The following is a 20,370-nucleotide window of genomic DNA, read 5'->3' as shown; positions in this document are numbered from 1 at the left end:
TAAGCTAATAAATAATAAATAATAAAGAATAAATATTGAAGGAATTTTTTACACAGTAAAAAATTCTCGCCTAATTTATTATTTATAAATTTTAATTTAAAGTATTAGGTGGTGAATGGTGAAAGGATGGCAAAAAAGGATTACTATGAAATTCTTGGCATAGAAAAAGGTGCAAGTGATGAAGAAATAAAAAAGGCATTTAGAAAGTCTGCATTAAAATACCATCCAGATAGAAATCCTGGAAACAAGGAAGCGGAAGAAAAATTTAAAGAACTAAATGAAGCATACCAAGTACTTTCGGATCCACAAAAAAGAGCTCAATATGATCAATTTGGTACTACAGATTTTAATGGCTCAGGATCCGAGGGAGGCTTTAACGGATTCGATTTTTCAGATTTTGGTGGATTTGGAGATATATTTGATAGCTTCTTTGGCGGAGGCTTTAGTGGAGGAGGAAGAAGAAGAAATGGTCCTCAAAGAGGAGCAGATGTTGAATACACAATTAATTTAACTTTTGAAGAAGCTGTTTTTGGTGCAGAAAAGGAAATAAGCTTGACCAAAAGTGAAACTTGTGAAAGCTGTGGAGGAACAGGAGCTAAGGCAGGAAGCCATCCAAGGACCTGTACTAAATGCGGTGGTACAGGACAGATTAAGGTGAAGAGGAATACTGCATTGGGAAGCTTTGTCAGTGTAAATACCTGTGATGCTTGTGGCGGAAAAGGAACAGTTATCTCAGAACATTGCCCAGACTGTAAAGGAAAAGGGCATGTAAGAAAGCAAAAGAAGATAAAAGTAAATATTCCAGCAGGAGTGGATAACGGAAATGCAATTCCTGTAAGAGGCCAGGGTGAAGCAGGAACCAATGGAGGCCCTGCTGGGGATTTATATGTTAATATAAGAGTGGCTCCACATAATTTCTTTAGAAGAAAAGGATATGACATTTATATGGATTCTCATATAAGTTTTGCAAAAGCTGCATTAGGTACTGAACTTAAAGTTAGAACTATTGATGGAGAAGTAAAATATGATGTTCCACCAGGAACTCAACCAGGAACTATATTTAGGCTAAGGGGTAAAGGTGTTCCCCAAGTGAATGGAAGAGGAAGAGGAGATCAGTATGTTAATGTAGTGGTAGATATTCCTAAGTCTTTAAACCAAAAGGAAAAGGAAGCTTTGTTTGCTTATATGGAAGTTAGTGGAGAAATTGAAGAATCAGAAAAAGAAGGCTTTTTTAAAAAGATAAAGAAAAATTTTAAGTAAAAAAGAATTTGTTTCCTATTAGGAAACAAATTCTTTTTGTTTGATTGTTTCAAAGTTTATGGGGTATAATGTATAATTGAATAGAAAATAGTTAAAAATTCATTACTTTAGACTTGGAGGTATATTTATGAATAATGAAAAGGATTGGCTAGAGGTTACTATAGTTACCAGTAGCGAAGCTGTAGAAGCTGTATCAGCTATTTTATATAATGTAGGAGTAAAGGGTGTATCCATTGAAGACCCCGAGGATATAGAATTTAAAAAGAAACATCCAGGAGATTGGGATTATTTTGATGAAACATTATTACAAGTTAAAGAAGGGGCTGTCCTTAAAGGATATTTTAAAGAAGACGATAAATTTGAAGAGTATTTTAAATACATAAAAGAAAGTGTAGAGAATTTAGATAAGTTTGGATTAGATAAAGGAAAAGGATTAGTTACTGTTGCTAAAGTAAATGAACAGGATTGGGAAAATAATTGGAAGAAGTATTACAAACCCACTAAAATTGGTGAGAAGATTGTGGTGAGACCTATATGGGAGCCTTATGAGAAAGGCGAAGAAGAAATAGTAATAAATTTAGACCCAGGAATGGCATTTGGGACAGGAACACATGAAACTACAAGAATGTGTGTTCAGGCTTTAGAAAAATATGTTACTCCTGATTCTACTGTATTTGATATAGGTACTGGATCAGGAATCTTGGCTATTGCTGCAGCAAAACTTAAAGCAAAAAAAGTTATAGGAGTAGATTTAGATCCAGTGGCTGTTACTTCTGCAAAGGAAAATATAGAGCTTAATAATCTTAATAATATAGAAATATTACATGGTAACTTAATGGAAGTAGTAGTAGGCAGGGCAAATATTGTAGTAGCTAATATTATTGCAGATACAATAATATTATTAGCAGAAGATGTTAAGAACTTCATAGAAAAGGAAGGATATTTCATATCCTCAGGAATAATTAAGGATAGAAAAGATGATGTGATTAAAAAATTAGAACAGTGTGGTTTCCAGATAGTAGAAGTAGATACAGATGGTGAATGGGTTTGTATTGTTTCAAAATTAAATTAAGGAGTGTGCAGGGGTGCATAAGTTTTTTGTTTCACAGGATAATATCTTTGGAGATGAAGCTATAATCCAAGGTGATGATGTAAAGCATATATACAAGGTTTTGAGACTTGCAGAGGGAACTGATATTAGCATAAATAATTGTGAAGGTCAGGAATATTTAGGAGAAATTCAATCTATAGATAAAACACAGGTAAAGGTTAAACTAAAAGAAAAATTACAGATAAATAATGAAAGTGCTATAGAAATTTATCTTTTTCAAGGCTTACCTAAATCCTCTAAAATGGATTTAATAGTACAAAAAAACTGCGAATTAGGCGTTAGAGAGATCACTCCTGTAATAACCCGTAGAGTGGTAGTGAAAAATGAATTAGGAGAATTTAAAAAAATAGATAGATGGGCAAGGATAGCCTTAGAGGCTTCTAAACAATCTAAGAGAACTATAATACCAAAGATAAATACTCCTATAGAATTTAAAGAACTTTTAGAAGAATTAAAGAAAATGGATTTAATCATAGTACCTTATGAAAATGAAAATGGTTTTGGAATTAAAAATATGATAAATAATATAGATAAAGCTAAGATAAAAAAAGTAGGAATTATAATAGGACCAGAAGGTGGTTTTGAAGAAGAAGAAATAGATATATTAAAGAATATTGGGGCCTTTATAGTAACCTTAGGGCCAAGAATCTTAAGAACAGAAACTGCAGGATTTGTAAGTACTTCTTTAGTTATGTATGAATTAGGAGATTTAGGAGGAAACATTTAATGAAAGTTGCTTTTACAACTCTTGGGTGTAGAGTAAATCAGTATGAAACTGAGGCTATGACAGAAAAGTTTATTAAACAGGGATATGAGGTAGTTCATTTTGATGAATATGCAGATGTGTATGTTATAAATACATGTACAGTTACTAATATGGGAGATAAAAAGTCAAGACAGATGATAGGCAGAGCTAGAAGAACCAATCAGCAGGCCGTAATAGCTGTAGCAGGCTGTTATTCTCAAATAGCTCCGAAAAAGGTGGCAAAGATTCCTGGAGTTGATGTAGTAATTGGCACGAGAAATAAAGGAGAAATAGTCCAATTAGTAGAAGAATGTATAAAGGGAAAAAAGCAAATAGTTAGTGTAAAAGATGTATTAAGAAATAATGTGTTTGAGGAATTAAATATTCAGGAATATCAAGATAAAACTAGAGCTTTCTTAAAAATACAGGATGGATGTAATAGCTTTTGCTCCTATTGTGCAATTCCTTTTGCCAGAGGAGCTGTTTGCTCAAAAACACCAGAAAAGATAATAGAGGAGGTTAATAGATTAGCTTCTCATGGTTTTAAGGAAATTATTTTATCAGGGATACTTATTTCATCCTATGGCGTTGATTTAGAAGGTAATTGGAATCTAATGAGGGTATTGGAGAAAGTTGATAAAATAGATGGTATTGAGAGAGTGAGAATAGGATCTGTTAGCCCAAAGTTTTTTACAGAGGATGTTATAATTAGAATATCTAAATTAAAAAAAATATGTCCACACTTTCATATATCATTACAAAGTGGATGTAATGAAACATTAAAAAGAATGAATAGACATTATACTACAGATGAATATAATAATGTAGTAGAAAGTTTAAGAAATAATATAAAGGATGTATCTATAACTACGGATGTAATAGTAGGTTTTCCTGGGGAAACTGAAGAAGAATTTAATACTACATATAAATTTTTAGAGAAAATTAAGCTCTCTAAAATGCATATATTCAAATATAGTCCAAGAGAAGGAACTAAGGCTGCAGAAATGAAAGAGCAGATAGACGGAAATGTTAAAGATGAGAGAAGCAATAAGCTTATTGAATTAAACAAAATACTAGAAAAAGAATTTATGAATAAGTTTATACATAGAAGACTAAAGGTGTTATATGAAGAAAAGGTTAAAGGCAAAGAAGGATTTTATGAAGGATATACTCCTAATTACATAAAGGTAATGTCTAATTCAAAAACCAATATAGAAGGAGAAATTTTAGAAACAGAAATACTCGATGTAGAGGAAGAACATAGTCTAGGTACATTATTTTTTTAAGGAGGTGAGACAATGGATAACTGTATTTTCTGTAAAATAATAAATGGAGAAATACCTTCCCAAAAGGTATATGAAGATGAGTTAGTGCTAAGCTTTAAGGATATAAACCCAGAAGCACCTGCGCATGTGCTTATAATTCCTAAAAAACATATATCCAGCTTAAATGAGTTGGAAAAAGAGGATGAGCATATTATTTCCCATGTATTTATGGTAGCTAAAGAAATAGTAAAGGAACTTGGTATAGAAAAGAGTGGATATAGAATAGTAACAAATTGCGGGGAAGATGGAGGACAGACAGTTCCTCATGTTCATTTTCATCTTTTAGGTGGAAGATCTCTCCAATGGCCACCAGGTTAAAATAAATAAAGTAAACAATTAATGAAATTGTTGACAGCATCTGTTGAAGTATTATATAATAAACTATGTGCTATGTAACCCACATTGCCTGTTTAATTTATTTAGTTAAACTGAGCTAGCGGAGGGAGGGAGATCAATGTCAGAAATAAAAGTTGGAGAAAATGAATCATTAGAAAACGCATTAAGAAGATTTAAGAAAAAATGCGCTAGAGCTGGTGTTCTTTCTGAAGTAAGAAAAAGAGAACACTATGAAAAACCAAGCGTAAAAAGAAAGAAAAAATCTGAAGCTGCAAGAAAGAGAAAATTCAAATAAAGAGAATTTTTTGAAAGAAGGTACTAATATATGGCCCTTAAAGAAAGACTGCAGGAAGATTGGAAGCAAGCTTTAAAGGCAGGAGAAAAACTAAGAGCAAATACTATAAGTATGGCTAGAGCAGCAATACTCCTAGTAGAAAAAACTGATGGAAGAAAACTTGATGATGAAGAAATCATTGAAGTTTTAGCTAAGGAAGTCAAGCAAAGACGTGAAGCTATGCTTGAATTCGAAAAAGGAAACAGACAGGATTTAGTTGAGAAGGCTCAAGCGGAAATAGAAATCTTGTTAAGTTACCTTCCTCAGCAATTAACAGAAGAAGAAATTACAGAATTTGTTCATCAGGCAATTAATGAAGTGGGAGCTAATAGCATAAAGGATATGGGAAAAGTTATGGCTGTTGTTGTACCTAAGTTAAAGGGTAGAGCAGATGGAAAACTTGTAAGCCAAATTGTAAAACAAAATTTGAATAATTGATGATAATTAATAAATAAAGGACTGAGGAAACTCAGTCTTTTTTAGTTATACATATTTTATATTTTACTATGTCATTTATTTTATCTAAAATTCATAAATTAGTATGAAAGTACTTTTTGAAGGTGTAATTTTGGAGGATAAATTAGATAAAGCTAAAAATAATCTAGTAGAAAAGCTAGACTTACCTAGAGATTTGGTATTGGATTTACCTAAAATAGTGGTTACTGGGGATAGTGAGATAATTATTGAAAATCATAAGGGCATAGTTATTTTTGATGAAAGGCAGGTTAAAATAAATTCCAGGATAGGATTGGTTTCCGTATATGGAAATAATTTTGAGATACTTTTTTTAGGTGGGAGCACTATAACCTTAAAAGGAAAATTTAAATCGGTGGTGTATGAAGGAAATGAGTAAAATAAGTTTGAATAAATATAAAAAAAGTACTATTACCATGGAAATACAATCTTTTATGCCTGAAAAATTTATTAATTTGCTTTGGAAAAATAACATTGATGTAAAGAATATAAAGAAAAAAGACTTAACGACCTTTGTCATGGATATAAGGCTGAAGGATTATGAAAAGATAGAGGGAATCGCAAAAAAAACAGATACAAAAGTAAAGATAACAAATAGAAAGGGAGCAGCTTTTTTCTTGCTAAAGGCAAGGAAAAGAAGGGCTTTACTATTTGGCATAGCTATTTTTGCATTTATAATTTACTATCTTTCCACTTTTATATGGAGAATAGATATAGAAACAGATAAAAATTTAACTCCTTATGAAATTAGAAGGCAGTTGTTATCCTATGGAGTTAAAGAGGGAATTCCGAAGAAGAATTTAAATGTGCTTTCTATAGAAGAAAAGATAATGGAAAATAATGAAAGTATAATGTGGATAAGGATAAGGGTAGAAGGATCAATACTTAAAGTTACTGCATCAGAAAGACAAACACCTCCCAATATTGTACAAGATGAAGATCCCTGCAATTTAATTGCTAAAGCAGATGGACAAATTGTTAGAGTATATACCACTGCCGGCACTGCTGTGGTAAAAAAAGGGGACCTGGTAAAAAAGGGGGATGTATTAGTAAAAGGGGAGCAAGGAAGGGAAGGAAATATATATGAAGTTCACGCCAATGGATATGTTATAGCAAGAACTTTTTATGAAGAGGTTAAAAATGTAAAAACCACAGAAGTAAAAAGGGAGAGAACAGGAAATAAACTGGAGAATATATATATTAAAGTAGGGAAAAAGAAAGTATATATAAAAAAATCTGTGAATAAATTTACAAAATATGATAAAATAGAAAATAATAAAGGACCAATAGTATTTGAGAACTATTATGAAATAAATGAAAAATCCTATAACTTAGATAAGAACAAGATTATAGAAAATACATCTAAAGAATTGATAGATAAAATTACTTTGAATTTTGATAAAAATATACAGGTAATAGACAAGATAGTAGAGCATGAACAACAGGATGAAGGTATTAGAGTGAGAGTTTTGGTGGTTGCAGAAGAGAATATAGCTCTAACCGAAAAAATAAACCAAAGTTAAAGTATAGTTATTAAAGGGATGATATATTTATGAGTAAAGTTACCTTAGAAAAAACATCTAAAAGTAATAACATAAAGAAGGTTTTTTTATTTTTCTTAACATTTATATTTATTTACTGTGTGTTGATTACTTCTTTAGTGACACAGAAGTTTAATTTAAAAGAAGGAGATATAGCAAAGGTTGATATTAAGGCTCCTCGTGAAGTAGTGGATGATGTAGCCACTAAAGCAAGAATACAGCAGGCTATTCAGTCTGTACCATTGCAATATAATAAAGATCCCGAGGTGAAAACTAATGTAATAGATAATATAAATAGTTTATTTCTCAAGACATATGAACTGAAGGATTCAAATTTAGATGCAAAAGAAAAGGTAAATAAATTAAAAGCGGAATCAAAAATAAGTTTGTCTGATGAAGATTGTTTAATTTTATTAAATTCCACAAAAGATGATTTAAAAATATTAAATGATTTTTTAGATGAAACTATGTCACAACTATATGACAATATCAATATAAATGATAACAGTGAAAATAAAAATGGGGAAGATATAAAAAAAGCCCAGGAATTCATATCACTAAGGGTAAATAGCTCAAAGCTTCCAAAAAAGGTTTTGAAGGATTTGGCTATTAATATAGGATATAGCCAAATAAGGCCTAATTTCTTTTATGATAAAGAAAAAACTGGGGATATTCAAAATGAGGCTAAAAAGAAGGCTCCAGTGGTTATAAAAAAGGATCAAACCATAGTAAAGGAAGGGGAACCAGTAACAAAGTCACAAATAGAAATATTAGAAAAGTTAGGCCTTTTAAATTCAAAGGATAGGTTTGAATGGTATATTTATATAAGTTTAAGCATACTGATATTTCTTGTATTAGGGCTGCAGTGGTTCTATATAAGAAAATATAATAGGGATATATTTGATGATATAAGTAAGATGATATTGATTAATATATTAACCTGTATTACGGTATTGCTCTCCAGGGTATTGAGTATAGTGCCTTTTTTAATACCTCTGGCTTGCGTACCTATGCTTTTTACTATTCTTATAGATAGTAGGCTGTCCTTATTCGTAAATGGCTTAAATTGCATTCTAATTAGCTGTGCAGTAGAATTTAATGTAGAGATAACATTATTGGCTATAATAAATGCTATAATTGGGTCTATAATATTAAAAAGGATGCAGCAGAGAAACGATATTTTATATTCAGCTTTAAGCATAGCGGTAATAAATGCAATATTAACTTTCTCAGCAGGCTTTTTATTAAGCAATAATACTATAGAGGTAGCAAGAAAGGCATCCTTTGCTTTTATGGGCAGTTTGCTGTCTGGAGTATTAACCATAGGATTTTTGCCTTTCTTTGAAAGTACATTTGATATAGTTACTACAATAAAATTATTAGAACTTTCAAATCCTAATAATGCTTTGTTAAAAAGATTATTAATGGAAGCGCCTGGAACCTACCATCATAGTGTATTAGTTGGAAATTTAGCAGAGGTAGCTGCAGAAGCGGTAGGAGGCAATACTGTTCTGGCTAGAGTAGCTTCTTATTATCACGATGTGGGAAAAATAAAAAGACCATACTTTTTTAAGGAGAATCAATTGGGAAATGATAATCCTCATAGTAAAATAAATCCTAACTTAAGTACTCTTATAATAACTTCCCATGTTAAGGACGGTGTAGAGTTAGCTAAAGAACATAAGATTCCCAAATCCATTCGGGATATAATTGAACAGCATCATGGTACTACTTTGGTTAAATATTTTTATATAACTATGAAAAATTCAAGTGATAATCCAGAAGAAATAAATGAAGAAAATTTCAGATATCCAGGACCTAAACCAGAGACAAAAGAGGCTGCTATAATAATGCTGGCAGATGGCGTAGAGGCAGCAGTTAGATCAATAAATGAGCCTACTAAAGGCAAAATAGAGGAAATGGTAAATAATATAATTAAGGATAGATTAAATGAAGGTCAATTAGATAATTGTGATTTAACTTTAAAGGATTTAGATAAAATAAGACAATGTTTTATTAAGGTACTTATGGGTATATATCATCAGAGAATTGAGTATCCAGCAGATAAATGGGTGAATAAAAGTGAAGGGAATGACAATAAAAAATGATATATATAGATAATAGGCAAAGTAAGATTGAAGTAATGAAGAAATTAGAAGATACCATAGAAAAAATAATAGATTATGCTCTTAAAGATGAAAAGGTAGAAATGGATTATGAAGTAAGTGTGATATTTGTAGATAATGATACCATTAAAGATATTAATAGAGAGAATAGAGATATAGATAAAGTTACAGATGTATTATCCTTCCCTATGCTGGATTACCCTGAAGGAAAGGTCTATAAGGAAATTTATGTAGGATATGAATTTAGACCTGAGGATTTAGATGATGATAAATTGGTTTTAGGTGATATAGTATTATCTCTAGAAAAAGCAGAGGAACAAAGCAAAGAATATGGTCATTCTTTTTTAAGAGAAGCCTGCTACCTAACAGTTCATTCTGTATTACATCTTCTAGGTTATGATCATATGCAGGAAGAAGAAAAAAATATTATGAGAAAAAGAGAAGAGGAAATATTAAATAAATTTCAAATAGGAAGAGAAAGCTAGTATTGATAAATGGCAATAATTATTGTATGAGCAATGGCTATTCTATTTACTCAAAAGTAGGTGTTTCTATGAAAATGAAGAAGTTATTGGATAGTTTTAATTATGCCATAGAAGGAATGTTATATGCAGTAAGAACTCAAAGAAATATGAGGATACATATGATTGCAGCTCTTTTAGTTCTTACTGCTTGTTTCTTTTATGATATAAGCAAAATGGAGCTATTAATATTACTGATTACTATTACCATGGTAATCACTGCAGAACTTATTAATACAGCAATAGAGTGCACCATTGATATTACTACTAATTATTATCATCCATTAGCTAAAATTGCAAAGAATGTGGCAGCAGCTGCAGTGCTGGTTACAGCAATAAATGCGATAGCTGTAGGATATATCGTATTTTGGAAAAGGCTAGAGGAAATCAATTTTACGGTTATAAATAAAATAAAGAATTCTGATCCATATATGATTTTTTTAATACTATTTATAGTATGTATAGCTACACTAATAGTAAAAGCAATATATGGAGAAGGCACTCCATTAAAGGGAGGTATGCCTAGTGGACACAGCGCACTAGCTTTTTCTATTGCCACTATTATAGCACTTCTAACTGAGGAAACCATTCCGGTAACATTGAGTTATTTTTTAGCTGTTATAGTGGCGCAGAGCAGGGTGGATTCAGAGGTTCATTCCATTATGGAGGTAGTAGCAGGAGCCGTATTTGGAACACTGCTTACCATATTATTATTCAAAGTTTTTGTATAGAATAAAATTGTATTGTCAGTTTAGTATATATTATATTGAAAAGCATGAAATTAATGCTATAATTTTATTTACAAGATATAGTTAACCTATCTTGAAAGGAAGTGTTTATTAATGGGAAATATAAACTATGAAGAGTTAATAAAAAAAGCATTAGAAGCAAGGGAAAAGGCTTATGTGCCATATTCCAAATTCAAGGTTGGTGCAGCAATTCTCACAGGAAATAATAAGGTATACACAGGCTGTAATATTGAAAATGCATCCTACGGTGCTACTAACTGTGCAGAAAGAACGGCTATATTTAAAGCTGTATCTGAAGGGGAAAAGGAAATAAGAGCAATTGCTATAGTAGGCAGTGAAGATGAATTAACTTTTCCATGTGGAATTTGTAGACAGGTAATAAGTGAATTTGCCCTTCAGAATATAGAAATCATAATTGGGAAAAATGAAAATAAGTATGTAGTAAAAACACTTGAAGAAATACTTCCAGGAGCTTTTACAAAGAAGGATCTGCAAAAATAAGGAGGATATATGTTTAAATCAGGATTTGTAACAATAATTGGAAGACCAAATGTAGGGAAATCTACATTATTAAATACAATAATGGAGGAGAAGCTATCCATAGTATCCAGTAAACCTCAAACCACAAGGAATAATATACAAACTATTTTAACAGGAGAAGATTATCAGATTGTATTTGTAGATACACCGGGAATACATAAACCTAGACACAAATTGGGAGAATATATGGTAAAGTCCGCAGAGGATGCCTTCAAAGAAGTAGATTTAGTGCTATTTCTAACTACTCCAGAAGAAAATCTCGGGAAAGGGGATATGTACATATTAGATCAACTAAAAGATGCAAAAGTACCAGTGTTTTTAGTAGTAAATAAAATAGATGAAAATACTGCTGAAAAAGTAGCGGAAACATTAAAAAATTATGCTTCCAAGATTGATTTTAAAGAATGTATTCCTATTTCAGCTATGAATGGTAAAAATGTAGATACTTTAATAGAACTTATGAAAAATTATATGCCTGAGGGCCCTAAATATTATCCAGAGGATATGATAACAGATCAAAATGAAAGATTTATTGTGGCAGAAATAATAAGGGAAAAAGCTTTAAGATTATTAAGTGAGGAAGTCCCTCATGGTATAGCTGTGGATATAATAACTATGAAGAAAAAAGAAAATGGTATCTATGAGATAAATGCAGATATGTTATGTGAAAAGGATTCTCATAAAGGAATAATAATAGGGAAAAATGGAACTATGCTTAAGAAAATATCTCAATATGCTAGGGAAGATATAGAAAAGTTTTTAGGCTGCAAGGTAAATTTGAAGATTTGGGTTAAAGTAAAAAAGGATTGGAGAGATAGCAATTCTCTATTAAAGGAATTAGGATATAAATAGTATTATTCTTGTGCTAAGTTAGGAGATGATTTTCTGTCCATTTTTAATACTAGAGCAGTAGTAATAAAATCTCAGGATTATAAAGAATCTGATAAAATAATATGGCTTTTTAGTGAAAAATTAGGCAAAATCTCCGTCATAGCCAAGGGCGCTAAAAGGAATAGAAGTAAACTTTTTTCAAATACATTATCCTTTTGCTATGGTAATTATACAATATATAAAGGAAAGGGAATGTATACCTTAAATGAAGGAGAAATAATAGACTCTTTTCAAAGCCTATTAGGAGATTTAGAAACCATAACCTATGCATCTTATTTCTGTGAATTGATAGATATTTCTATGACAGAAGAAGAAAATGCTAGAGAGATATTTAAAGATTTAGTAGCTGCCTTCTACTTTATGAAAAATAAAGTAGGAGATTTGGAGACACTAGCTAGAATTTTTGAATTGAAAGTGCTGAAGGCTACTGGATATGGATTAAACTTAGATAGGTGCTGTATATGTAGAAATAAAATAAATTCATCAAATTATATGAATTTACAGTATCTAGGAGGAGTTTGTGAAAATTGTGAAAACATAAATGGTATGCATATAAGTAATGCTGCTTATAATATACTAAAATATTTAAATAAATTGCCTTTAGAAAAAAGCTATAGGGTTACTATACCTAAGGGCATAAAAGGGGAAATTTATAAAGTATTAAGCGCCATAATTTCGCAAAATTATTTTAAAAAACCTAAAAGCTTAGAAACACTTAATTTTATTAAAGGGAGTGGAGAAAATGAGTGAAATAACTTTAGAAAAAATCGATGTTATAAGGGAAAGAACAAAGGTTAGTTATGCAGAAGCAAAGGAAGCTTTGGAAGTTTCTGATGGAAATGTGGTAGATGCACTGATATATATTGAGAAAAATAAAAAATCATCTAAGGATGAGTTATATACCACAAAGGAAGAATTTATAGCTTGGATAAAGGATTTAATAAAAAAAGGGAATATAACTAGAATAAAAATAAAGAAAGAAGATAAAGTTATTGCAGATATACCTGTAAATGCAGGGGTTGCAGTAACAGCAGTTGGATTGTTTGCATCCCCAATCATAACTATTGCACTATTTGCTGCAGCATTAACTCAAGTTACAGTAGAAATTACTAAAGATGATGGAACAGTTGAAGTAATAAATAAGATAATTAAAACTACAATGGATGATGTTAAAGGAAAGGTTCAAACTAAAACATCTTCAATGAAGGAAAAGTTTTCATCAAATAACAATGTTAATAGTAAAGAAAACAACACATTTACCTATACAGTAAATTTTGAAGATGAAGATGACAAAGACAAGGAATAATATTAAGCATATATAGTCAGCAGATAAAATCTGCTGACTTTTAGGTTGTTATTATTAAAATATATTGAATAAAACTTCATAATTTGGTAATATTTAATAAAGGAGAATTATCATAGTTTTTAAAATAATTTGTTTTATTATAATGTAGGCTATAGCATTTCTCAGTATTCACATATGATACTAAAATTCATTCATAAAATTGTACAATGTTACAAAAATAAAAAAAATAAGCTAAATACAGAATATAAAAGAAAAAAATATATATATGAAGAATAATATAAATAAATAAGCATAAATGAGGAAAAGTGTTATACTATATATATTAATATGATGATATAATAAACAGGAATTGAAAATTATTAGTCTTTTGAGAAAGAGGGTGAAGAAGATTAAACTATCACAGAGACAAGAAGGAATTATTAAATTAGTAAAAGAGCATGAACCTATAACTAGTGAACATTTAGCATCAAAATTAAATGTTACTAGAGCAGCACTTAGACCTGATTTAGCTATACTAACTATGACAGGCATACTAGAAGCAAAACCTAAGGTTGGATACACATATTCTAAGAAACCCTCTTATAGTTTAATATATGATTATATTAGAAATATAAAAGTAAAGGATATTATGTCTCAGCCAGTGGTAGTTAATGAGGCTACCACTGTTTATGATGCCATTGTTAACCTCTTTTTAAATGATGTAGGGACCTTATTTGTTGAGAATAATGGCATTTTAGTAGGAGCCATTTCTAGAAAAGACTTTTTAAAGTTTGCCATGGGTGGAACAGATATGCATAAGGTTCCAGTAGGAATTATTATGACAAGAATGCCTAATATAGTTGTAGTTAATGAGGAAGAAGATGCTTATGAAGCAGCAATAAAAATTATAGAGCACGAAATAGATAGCTTGCCAGTAGTAATAAAAGCAACGGATAATGATAAGAAAGATGCATTTAAAATAATAGGAAAGGTTTCAAAAACAAATATCACTAAGTTATTAGTAAAAATGGGAGAAAGATCCTAAGCCGCTGTAATGAGTTTATACTCTTTACATAATCAATAGACACAATATAAATAACAAAGGGGATGTTATTATGGAAAAAAGCAAATATGTATATCTTTTTAATGAAGGAAATGCGTCAATGAGAAATTTACTTGGAGGAAAAGGAGCTAATTTAGCAGAAATGACTATTTTAGGTATACCTGTTCCACAAGGCTTTACGGTTACTACTGAAGCTTGTACAAAATATTATGAAGATGATAAAAAATTATCTGAAGAGGTAATAAACCAAATATACAAGGCATTAGAAGAATTAGAAAGAAAATCTAATAAAAAATTTGGCAGTGTGGAAAATCCATTATTAGTTTCAGTAAGATCTGGAGCTAGAGTTTCAATGCCAGGTATGATGGATACTATATTAAATCTTGGATTAAATGATGATACAGTAGTAGCAGTGGCAAAATTAACAAACAATGAAAGATTTGCTTATGACTCATATAGAAGATTTATTCAAATGTTCTCAGATGTTGTTATGGGGATAGATAAAAGACAATTTGAAGATATATTAGATGATGTAAAAGAATCTATAGGAGCAAAATTTGATACAGACCTTCAAGCATCAGATTTAAAAGAAATTGTTAAAAAATATAAAGCAGTATATAAAAAAGAAATGGGAGAAGAATTCCCACAAGAACCAACAAAACAGTTAATAGAGGCAATTACAGCAGTATTTAGATCCTGGGATAACCCAAGGGCTATTGTTTACAGAAGATTAAATGATATACCAGGAAGCTGGGGAACTGCAGTAAATGTTCAAAGCATGGTATTTGGAAACATGGGAGAAACTTCAGGTACAGGAGTTGCTTTTACTAGAAATCCTGCTACTGGAGAAAATCACATATTTGGAGAATATTTAATAAATGCTCAGGGGGAAGATGTTGTTGCTGGTATAAGAACCCCCCAGCCTATAACAAAGTTAAAGGAAGATTTACCACAGTGCTATGATGAATTTATGCAGATAGCTGAAACATTAGAAAAACACTATAAAGACATGCAGGATATGGAGTTTACTATAGAACAAGGGAAGCTTTATTTTTTACAGACAAGAAATGGTAAAAGGACTGCTCAAGCAGCTTTAAAAATATCTGTAGATATGGTAAATGAAGGCCTTATTACTAAGGAGGAGGCAATACTTAAAGTAGATCCCAAACAATTAGATGCATTATTGCACCCAAACTTTGATGCTATAGAGCTAAAAAATGCTAAAGTAATAGCTAAAGGACTTCCTGCTTCTCCCGGAGCAGCTTGTGGTAAGGTGTATTTTACAGCTGAAGAAGCAAAAGTTCACCACGAATTAGGAGAAAAGATTGTACTTGTAAGATTAGAGACATCGCCAGAAGACATTGAAGGAATGGCAGCAGCTGAGGGTATACTTACTGTAAGAGGAGGAATGACTTCTCACGCAGCAGTTGTAGCAAGAGGTATGGGAACTTGTTGTGTAGCTGGCTGTGGAGATATTAAAGTAAATGAAGCTAATAAAACTTTTGAAGCAAATGGAGATGTCTACCATGAAGGCGATTATATATCCTTAGACGGAAGTACAGGATATGTATATGGTCAGGCCATTAAAACTGTAGATCCTAAGATAAGTGGATATTTTGGCACATTTATGAAATGGGCAGATGATATAAGAGTTCTGAAAGTTAGAACTAATGCAGATACTCCAAGAGATGCTAAACAGGCTGTTGGATTTGGTGCAGAAGGAATAGGCCTTTGCAGAACTGAGCACATGTTCTTTGATGAGGATAGAATACCAGCTGTAAGAGAAATGATAGTAGCTGAAACAGAAGAACAGAGAAGAAAGGCACTAGATAAGATTTTACCAATGCAAAGGGAAGATTTTATAGGCATATACGAGGCTATGGAAGATAGACCAGTAACTATAAGATTTTTAGATCCTCCACTACATGAATTCTTACCAACAGAGGATGAGGATATAAATGAATTAGCAAAGGATATGGGAATTAGTTTTGAACATTTAAAAGCTACTGTAGAATCACTACATGAATTCAACCCAATGATGGGACATAGAGGATGCAGACTTACTGTTTCCTATCCTGAGATTGCTGAAATGCAAACAAGAGCTATAATTGAAGCTGCTATGGATGTTAAGAAAAGAACAGGATATAATATAGTACCTGAAATAATGATTCCTCTTGTAGGAGAAATAAAGGAATTAAAATTTGTAAAAGATATAGTTGTAAGTGTAGCAGATGAAATAATAGAAAAATCCGGAATAGATTTAAAATATAAAGTAGGTACTATGATTGAAATACCAAGAGCTGCTATTACAGCAGATGAAATTGCAAAGGAAGCTGAATTCTTTTCCTTTGGAACTAATGACTTAACTCAGATGACTTTTGGTTTTTCAAGAGATGATGCTAGTAAATTCTTAGTTGATTACTATGATAAAAAAATATATGAGTTTGATCCATTCCAGAAGCTGGATCAAGATGGTGTAGGAAAGCTTATAAAAATTGCTTGTGAACTTGGAAAGAAAACAAGACCTGACATAAAGCTTGGAATATGTGGAGAACATGGTGGAGATCCATCCTCTGTTGAATTCTTCCATGATGCAGGATTATCTTATGTTTCTTGTTCACCATTCAGGGTTCCTGTAGCAAGACTTGCTGCAGCACAAGCACAGGTAAAGAATCCTAGAAAATAATATATATAAAAAAACAATCTGCCTTCTATATAGGGCAGGTTGTTTTTTATTAATACAATTTTGTATTAAATTTATTTTCTATATATTTACCAAATGAATATATAAATTTTAACTGATTCTTATCATTCTCCACGGCTTTACTAAGCAGTTTATAAAAAGAAGCCTTGTTACATTTTTTTATATTTTTATAATAATCCCTTGATATCTTCCAATATTTTTGAGGAAAACCTAGATAAACTAAAATATATTTGTATTCATCTAAATTTAGAGGATTTATTTTTTCGTAGGCATTAATAGAATCTATGGCTAATTTTAAATCCCAATTGGTGTTATCCCTTTTTAATAGTCTTCTCATAAAATAGCAAAGATCATGGACACAATAATCCATTTTACATTTATCAAAATCTATTATCCAAATATTTTTGTTATTATCAAATATAATATTTTTATTTACATAATCTAAATGACATAACGCTTTACTAAGTTTATTGCTATTTATGGTACTGGCAACGGATAAAGTAATTTGTGACATAATTTGATTGTCATCAAAGTGCTGTAAAAACTTTTTTGAAAATTTATCCTTATATTTAAAGGCTAGGTTAGAACAGTTCAATAATTGTTTAAAATGTTTTTCAGAAGATATATATATATCATTAAATCCTGTCCTATAGGAACTCCCTTGGAGAGGAATAAATTTTTTTGAACAAATATGCATTCTACCTAAGTTTTCTGCACAGTTCAATACATGTTCTTCTATATCATAGTTGCCTTTTTCCCCATCAATCCATGGAGTTAGGATAAATAGCATATCTTTATAGTTAACATATCTGCTTCTATCCAATGTGGGTAATATTCTAGGAACATTTATGCCATGTCTGTAAAACCATTCTATTGCAGAATATACAAAAAGAAGTTCGTCTAAAGGAAAATATACTTTTTTTAAACAAAAACTTTTGCTATTATAATCTACTCTATAAACTGCCCTTTGTTTGTCTGTATTTTTAAATTTTATTTGGGTAACTAGAGAATTTTGTAGACCATAATAAGGAAGAACGCATTTTTTTACGTTTTCTTCAGACAATAAATTTATACTATATGTTTCAGCCGCATATGGCATATTAACACTCCTTAATTGTTTATCTCTGTATAATGATATTAAAAACACTTTTATAATATACGTATAATTATAAAAATATCTAAAAGTAAAATTAAATGAATAAAAAGGAGTTTCAATTAAAATATAGAATATCTTAAAGGTAGTGATTATATTATGAATATAAGAGAAAAGATAGAATATTAAAACGCAAAAAATATATATGTACCCAAAATTGTAATTTATTAATAATATTTAGAATAGATTTCATAGACTTATGGGTAGAATAATACTTGCATAGTTTGCTATAAAAAATTATAATTTTGAAGGATATTTAAATTTTATAAAGAATATATATTATAGTTAAATATAATATATATAAAAAATTTTAAAAATTAGAAGGAATATAAAAATTTTTGTCGAATATATTAAATTCGGTTAAGAAAAAATTAAAATTAAGAAGTATTTTACTAATGATTATTAAAACTTATAATAATATTAAAAGTTAGGTGGAATGTTTAGTTGATATCGGAAGATGTCATCCAAAAGGTTAAAGAATTAAATAATATTGTGGATGTAGTTTCAGAAACTGTAAGGCTTAAAAGAACAGGTAAATATTATGTGGGATTATGTCCTTTTCATCATGAAAAAACTCCATCCTTCACTGTAACTCCTGATAAGGGAATATATAAATGTTTTGGCTGCGGTGAAGCTGGGAATGTTATAAGTTTTGTGATGAAAACCAGAAATGCATCCTTTAGTGATGCCATACAAATATTAGCTGACAGGGTTAATATAGATATAAAATATAAGGATAGAAATAGTTATGGTGCAAATCCAAATGAAAAGTTATATAAGATAAATGTAGAAGCAGCTAGATATTTTTTTTCTAATTTAAGAAGAAATAAAAATTCAATGAATTATTTAACATCCAGAGGGATTACAGAAAGAACAATAACTAACTTTGGTCTTGGTTACGCTGTAGACAGTTGGGATGGTCTTTTAAGATTTTTAAAATCAAAAGGATATTCTGAACTGGATATGTTGGCAGCAGGTCTTATTATAAAAAGTAATAAGGGCTCCTTGTATGATAGATTTAGGAATAGAATTATTTTTCCTGTCTTTGATTATAAGGGAAGGGTTATAGGCTTTGGAGGAAGGGTGTTAGACAATTCTAAACCTAAATATTTAAACTCGCCAGAAACTAATATCTTTAAAAAAGGAACAAATCTTTATGGCTTGAATTTTGCCATGAAAAATAATACTGATGGAATGTTTATTATAGTTGAAGGTTACATGGATTGTATATCTTTACACCAATATGGAATAAATTCAGCTGTGGCTTCCTTAGGAACAGCACTTACATCTAATCAAGCAAAGCTTCTAAAGAGATATGCAGATAAGGTTATAATTTCCTATGATGCAGATTTAGCTGGTGAAAAAGCCACCTTGAGAGGACTTCATATATTAAAAGAAGAAGGTTTTGATGTAAGAGTACTTACTATACCTGAGGGTAAAGACCCAGATGAATATATTAGAAGTCATGGTAAAGATGCTTTTCTAAGGCTTATGGAATGTTCTACCCAGTTAATAGACTATAGAATAGAAAAAGCAGCTGAGGGAATAGATTTAAGAAATTCTCAAAATCTTGTTAAATATGCTGAAGCTGCGCTGGATATAATTAAGGATCTAAAACCTGTAGAAAAAGATCTTTATGTAAGAAAGTTATCAGATAAAACTGGAATTAACGAGCAGGCATTGTATGACCTTATGAATAATAATTTACAAAAACATGGGAAAAATCATAAAGATATGAATAGCCCTAGCATTTTGGGGAATAAATTATATGTAGAACCAGCATATGTAAAAGCAGAAAGAACATTGTTAAAGCTAATTATTAATAAAAAAGAAACACAAAATTATGCCCTAAAATTTTTAAATGAAGAAACTTTTATTTCACAAAAAGATAAAGAAATATTTAAATTAGTATTGGATAATTTAGAGGCAGATGAAGAAGAAATAGGAAAGCTAATAGAGATGAATATTGGCGATGCTGACTCTATAAAAGAATGGGTAAATATAGTAGAAACTGAATTAATAAGTGAAAACTGTGATTATAAAGTTTTAATAGATGATTACATTAAGGAGATAAAAAAATTTAAGTTAGAGGAGACAAGAAAAGAAATTATGAATAAGATAAAGAACTATGAATCTGAGGGAAAAATTGACGAATCATTAAAGCTAGCACAGGAGCTTATAAATATTCAAAAACAGTTAGGTGGTATGTAGT

At 30.5% G+C, this 20,370-nt stretch carries 20 protein-coding genes; 19 read left to right on the top strand and 1 reads right to left on the bottom strand.

The features are described 5' to 3' along the window. The first annotated feature begins 126 nt into the window (after positions 1-126). The 18 genes from dnaJ to ppdK all read left to right on the top strand — a co-directional run bounded on the left by dnaJ (position 127) and on the right by ppdK (position 16,987). Positions 127-1,260 (top strand): molecular chaperone DnaJ, encoded by a 1,134-nt coding sequence (gene dnaJ, locus CLLI_RS12080; RefSeq protein ID WP_106064460.1) that lies wholly within the window; start codon positions 127-129, stop codon positions 1,258-1,260. Between the two features lie 127 nt (positions 1,261-1,387). Next, positions 1,388-2,332, top strand: coding sequence for a 50S ribosomal protein L11 methyltransferase (gene prmA, locus CLLI_RS12075; protein ID WP_106064459.1), 945 nt, complete (start codon positions 1,388-1,390; stop codon positions 2,330-2,332). A gap of 13 nt (positions 2,333-2,345) precedes the next feature. Then, entirely contained in the window at positions 2,346-3,098 is a 753-nt protein-coding gene (locus CLLI_RS12070) for a 16S rRNA (uracil(1498)-N(3))-methyltransferase (RefSeq protein WP_106064458.1), read from the top strand. Further along, positions 3,098-4,402, top strand: coding sequence for a tRNA (N(6)-L-threonylcarbamoyladenosine(37)-C(2))-methylthiotransferase MtaB (gene mtaB, locus CLLI_RS12065; RefSeq protein ID WP_106064457.1), 1,305 nt, complete (start codon positions 3,098-3,100; stop codon positions 4,400-4,402). Before CLLI_RS12070 ends, mtaB begins: the two co-directional genes overlap by 1 nt. Positions 4,403-4,414: 12 nt before the next feature. Further along, a complete protein-coding gene (locus tag CLLI_RS12060; protein ID WP_106064456.1) occupies positions 4,415-4,759 on the top strand; it encodes a histidine triad nucleotide-binding protein in 345 nt (114 codons plus the stop codon). 136 nt (positions 4,760-4,895) lie between these two features. Then, the gene (gene rpsU, locus CLLI_RS12055; protein ID WP_010292600.1) at positions 4,896-5,072 is read left to right on the top strand and encodes a 30S ribosomal protein S21; all 177 of its coding nucleotides are present in this window, start codon (positions 4,896-4,898) and stop codon (positions 5,070-5,072) included. Positions 5,073-5,102: 30 nt separating this feature from the next. Continuing rightward, on the top strand, positions 5,103-5,549 hold the full coding sequence (locus tag CLLI_RS12050; RefSeq protein WP_106064455.1) for a GatB/YqeY domain-containing protein: 447 nt from the start codon (positions 5,103-5,105) through the stop codon (positions 5,547-5,549). A 130-nt stretch (positions 5,550-5,679) separates the two neighbouring features. After that, the gene (gene yqfC, locus CLLI_RS12045; protein ID WP_170063725.1) at positions 5,680-5,964 is read left to right on the top strand and encodes a sporulation protein YqfC; all 285 of its coding nucleotides are present in this window, start codon (positions 5,680-5,682) and stop codon (positions 5,962-5,964) included. 1 nt (position 5,965) lies between these two features. Further along, on the top strand, positions 5,966-7,108 hold the full coding sequence (gene yqfD / locus CLLI_RS12040) for a sporulation protein YqfD (protein ID WP_207655112.1): 1,143 nt from the start codon (positions 5,966-5,968) through the stop codon (positions 7,106-7,108). Positions 7,109-7,137: 29 nt separating this feature from the next. Next, positions 7,138-9,234 (top strand): HD family phosphohydrolase, encoded by a 2,097-nt coding sequence (locus CLLI_RS12035; protein ID WP_106064452.1) that lies wholly within the window; start codon positions 7,138-7,140, stop codon positions 9,232-9,234. Further along, complete coding sequence (ybeY, locus tag CLLI_RS12030; protein WP_106064451.1) at positions 9,231-9,737, top strand: rRNA maturation RNase YbeY; 507 nt, start codon at positions 9,231-9,233, stop codon at positions 9,735-9,737. Before CLLI_RS12035 ends, ybeY begins: the two co-directional genes overlap by 4 nt. 68 nt (positions 9,738-9,805) lie before the next feature. After that, entirely contained in the window at positions 9,806-10,504 is a 699-nt protein-coding gene (locus CLLI_RS12025; protein ID WP_106064559.1) for a diacylglycerol kinase, read from the top strand. 120 nt (positions 10,505-10,624) lie between these two features. Continuing rightward, positions 10,625-11,023, top strand: a complete 399-nt coding sequence (locus CLLI_RS12020; protein ID WP_106064558.1) for a cytidine deaminase — start codon at positions 10,625-10,627, stop codon at positions 11,021-11,023. A gap of 9 nt (positions 11,024-11,032) precedes the next feature. Next, positions 11,033-11,914, top strand: a complete 882-nt coding sequence (era, locus tag CLLI_RS12015) for a GTPase Era (RefSeq protein ID WP_106064450.1) — start codon at positions 11,033-11,035, stop codon at positions 11,912-11,914. 33 nt (positions 11,915-11,947) lie between these two features. After that, the gene (recO, locus tag CLLI_RS12010; RefSeq protein WP_106064449.1) at positions 11,948-12,703 is read left to right on the top strand and encodes a DNA repair protein RecO; all 756 of its coding nucleotides are present in this window, start codon (positions 11,948-11,950) and stop codon (positions 12,701-12,703) included. Next, on the top strand, positions 12,696-13,259 hold the full coding sequence (locus CLLI_RS12005; protein WP_106064448.1) for a DUF4342 domain-containing protein: 564 nt from the start codon (positions 12,696-12,698) through the stop codon (positions 13,257-13,259). Before recO ends, CLLI_RS12005 begins: the two co-directional genes overlap by 8 nt. A gap of 379 nt (positions 13,260-13,638) precedes the next feature. Beyond that, complete coding sequence (gene ccpN / locus CLLI_RS12000; RefSeq protein WP_106064447.1) at positions 13,639-14,283, top strand: transcriptional regulator CcpN; 645 nt, start codon at positions 13,639-13,641, stop codon at positions 14,281-14,283. A gap of 70 nt (positions 14,284-14,353) precedes the next feature. Next, a complete protein-coding gene (ppdK, locus tag CLLI_RS11995; RefSeq protein WP_106064446.1) occupies positions 14,354-16,987 on the top strand; it encodes a pyruvate, phosphate dikinase in 2,634 nt (877 codons plus the stop codon). A gap of 49 nt (positions 16,988-17,036) precedes the next feature. Here ppdK and CLLI_RS11990 read toward each other — a convergent pair whose 3' ends face one another. Then, complete coding sequence (locus tag CLLI_RS11990) at positions 17,037-18,104, bottom strand: CotS family spore coat protein (RefSeq protein ID WP_106064445.1); 1,068 nt, start codon at positions 18,102-18,104, stop codon at positions 17,037-17,039. A 498-nt stretch (positions 18,105-18,602) separates the two neighbouring features. Here CLLI_RS11990 and dnaG point away from each other — a divergent pair, with 498 nt between their 5' ends. Continuing rightward, positions 18,603-20,369 (top strand): DNA primase, encoded by a 1,767-nt coding sequence (gene dnaG / locus CLLI_RS11985; RefSeq protein WP_106064444.1) that lies wholly within the window; start codon positions 18,603-18,605, stop codon positions 20,367-20,369. Position 20,370: the final 1 nt, after the last annotated feature.

The organism is Clostridium liquoris, assembly GCF_002995785.1.
Lineage (GTDB): Bacteria > Bacillota > Clostridia > Clostridiales > Clostridiaceae > Clostridium_AO > Clostridium_AO liquoris.
Note: the sequence above shows the minus strand (reverse complement) of the source record. Positions and strands in the feature narration are given on the sequence as shown.

Coding starts and splice junctions, on each gene's coding strand:
- CLLI_RS12060 (WP_106064456.1), top strand. CDS start 4,415: ATGGATAACTGTATTTTCTGTAAAATAATAAATGGAGAAATACCTTCC.
- mtaB (WP_106064457.1), top strand. CDS start 3,098: ATGAAAGTTGCTTTTACAACTCTTGGGTGTAGAGTAAATCAGTATGAA.
- CLLI_RS12035 (WP_106064452.1), top strand. CDS start 7,138: ATGAGTAAAGTTACCTTAGAAAAAACATCTAAAAGTAATAACATAAAG.
- ybeY (WP_106064451.1), top strand. CDS start 9,231: ATGATATATATAGATAATAGGCAAAGTAAGATTGAAGTAATGAAGAAA.
- CLLI_RS12050 (WP_106064455.1), top strand. CDS start 5,103: ATGGCCCTTAAAGAAAGACTGCAGGAAGATTGGAAGCAAGCTTTAAAG.
- rpsU (WP_010292600.1), top strand. CDS start 4,896: ATGTCAGAAATAAAAGTTGGAGAAAATGAATCATTAGAAAACGCATTA.
- dnaJ (WP_106064460.1), top strand. CDS start 127: ATGGCAAAAAAGGATTACTATGAAATTCTTGGCATAGAAAAAGGTGCA.
- ppdK (WP_106064446.1), top strand. CDS start 14,354: ATGGAAAAAAGCAAATATGTATATCTTTTTAATGAAGGAAATGCGTCA.
- CLLI_RS12025 (WP_106064559.1), top strand. CDS start 9,806: ATGAAAATGAAGAAGTTATTGGATAGTTTTAATTATGCCATAGAAGGA.
- CLLI_RS11990 (WP_106064445.1), bottom strand. CDS start 18,104: ATGCCATATGCGGCTGAAACATATAGTATAAATTTATTGTCTGAAGAA.
- CLLI_RS12005 (WP_106064448.1), top strand. CDS start 12,696: ATGAGTGAAATAACTTTAGAAAAAATCGATGTTATAAGGGAAAGAACA.
- era (WP_106064450.1), top strand. CDS start 11,033: ATGTTTAAATCAGGATTTGTAACAATAATTGGAAGACCAAATGTAGGG.
- prmA (WP_106064459.1), top strand. CDS start 1,388: ATGAATAATGAAAAGGATTGGCTAGAGGTTACTATAGTTACCAGTAGC.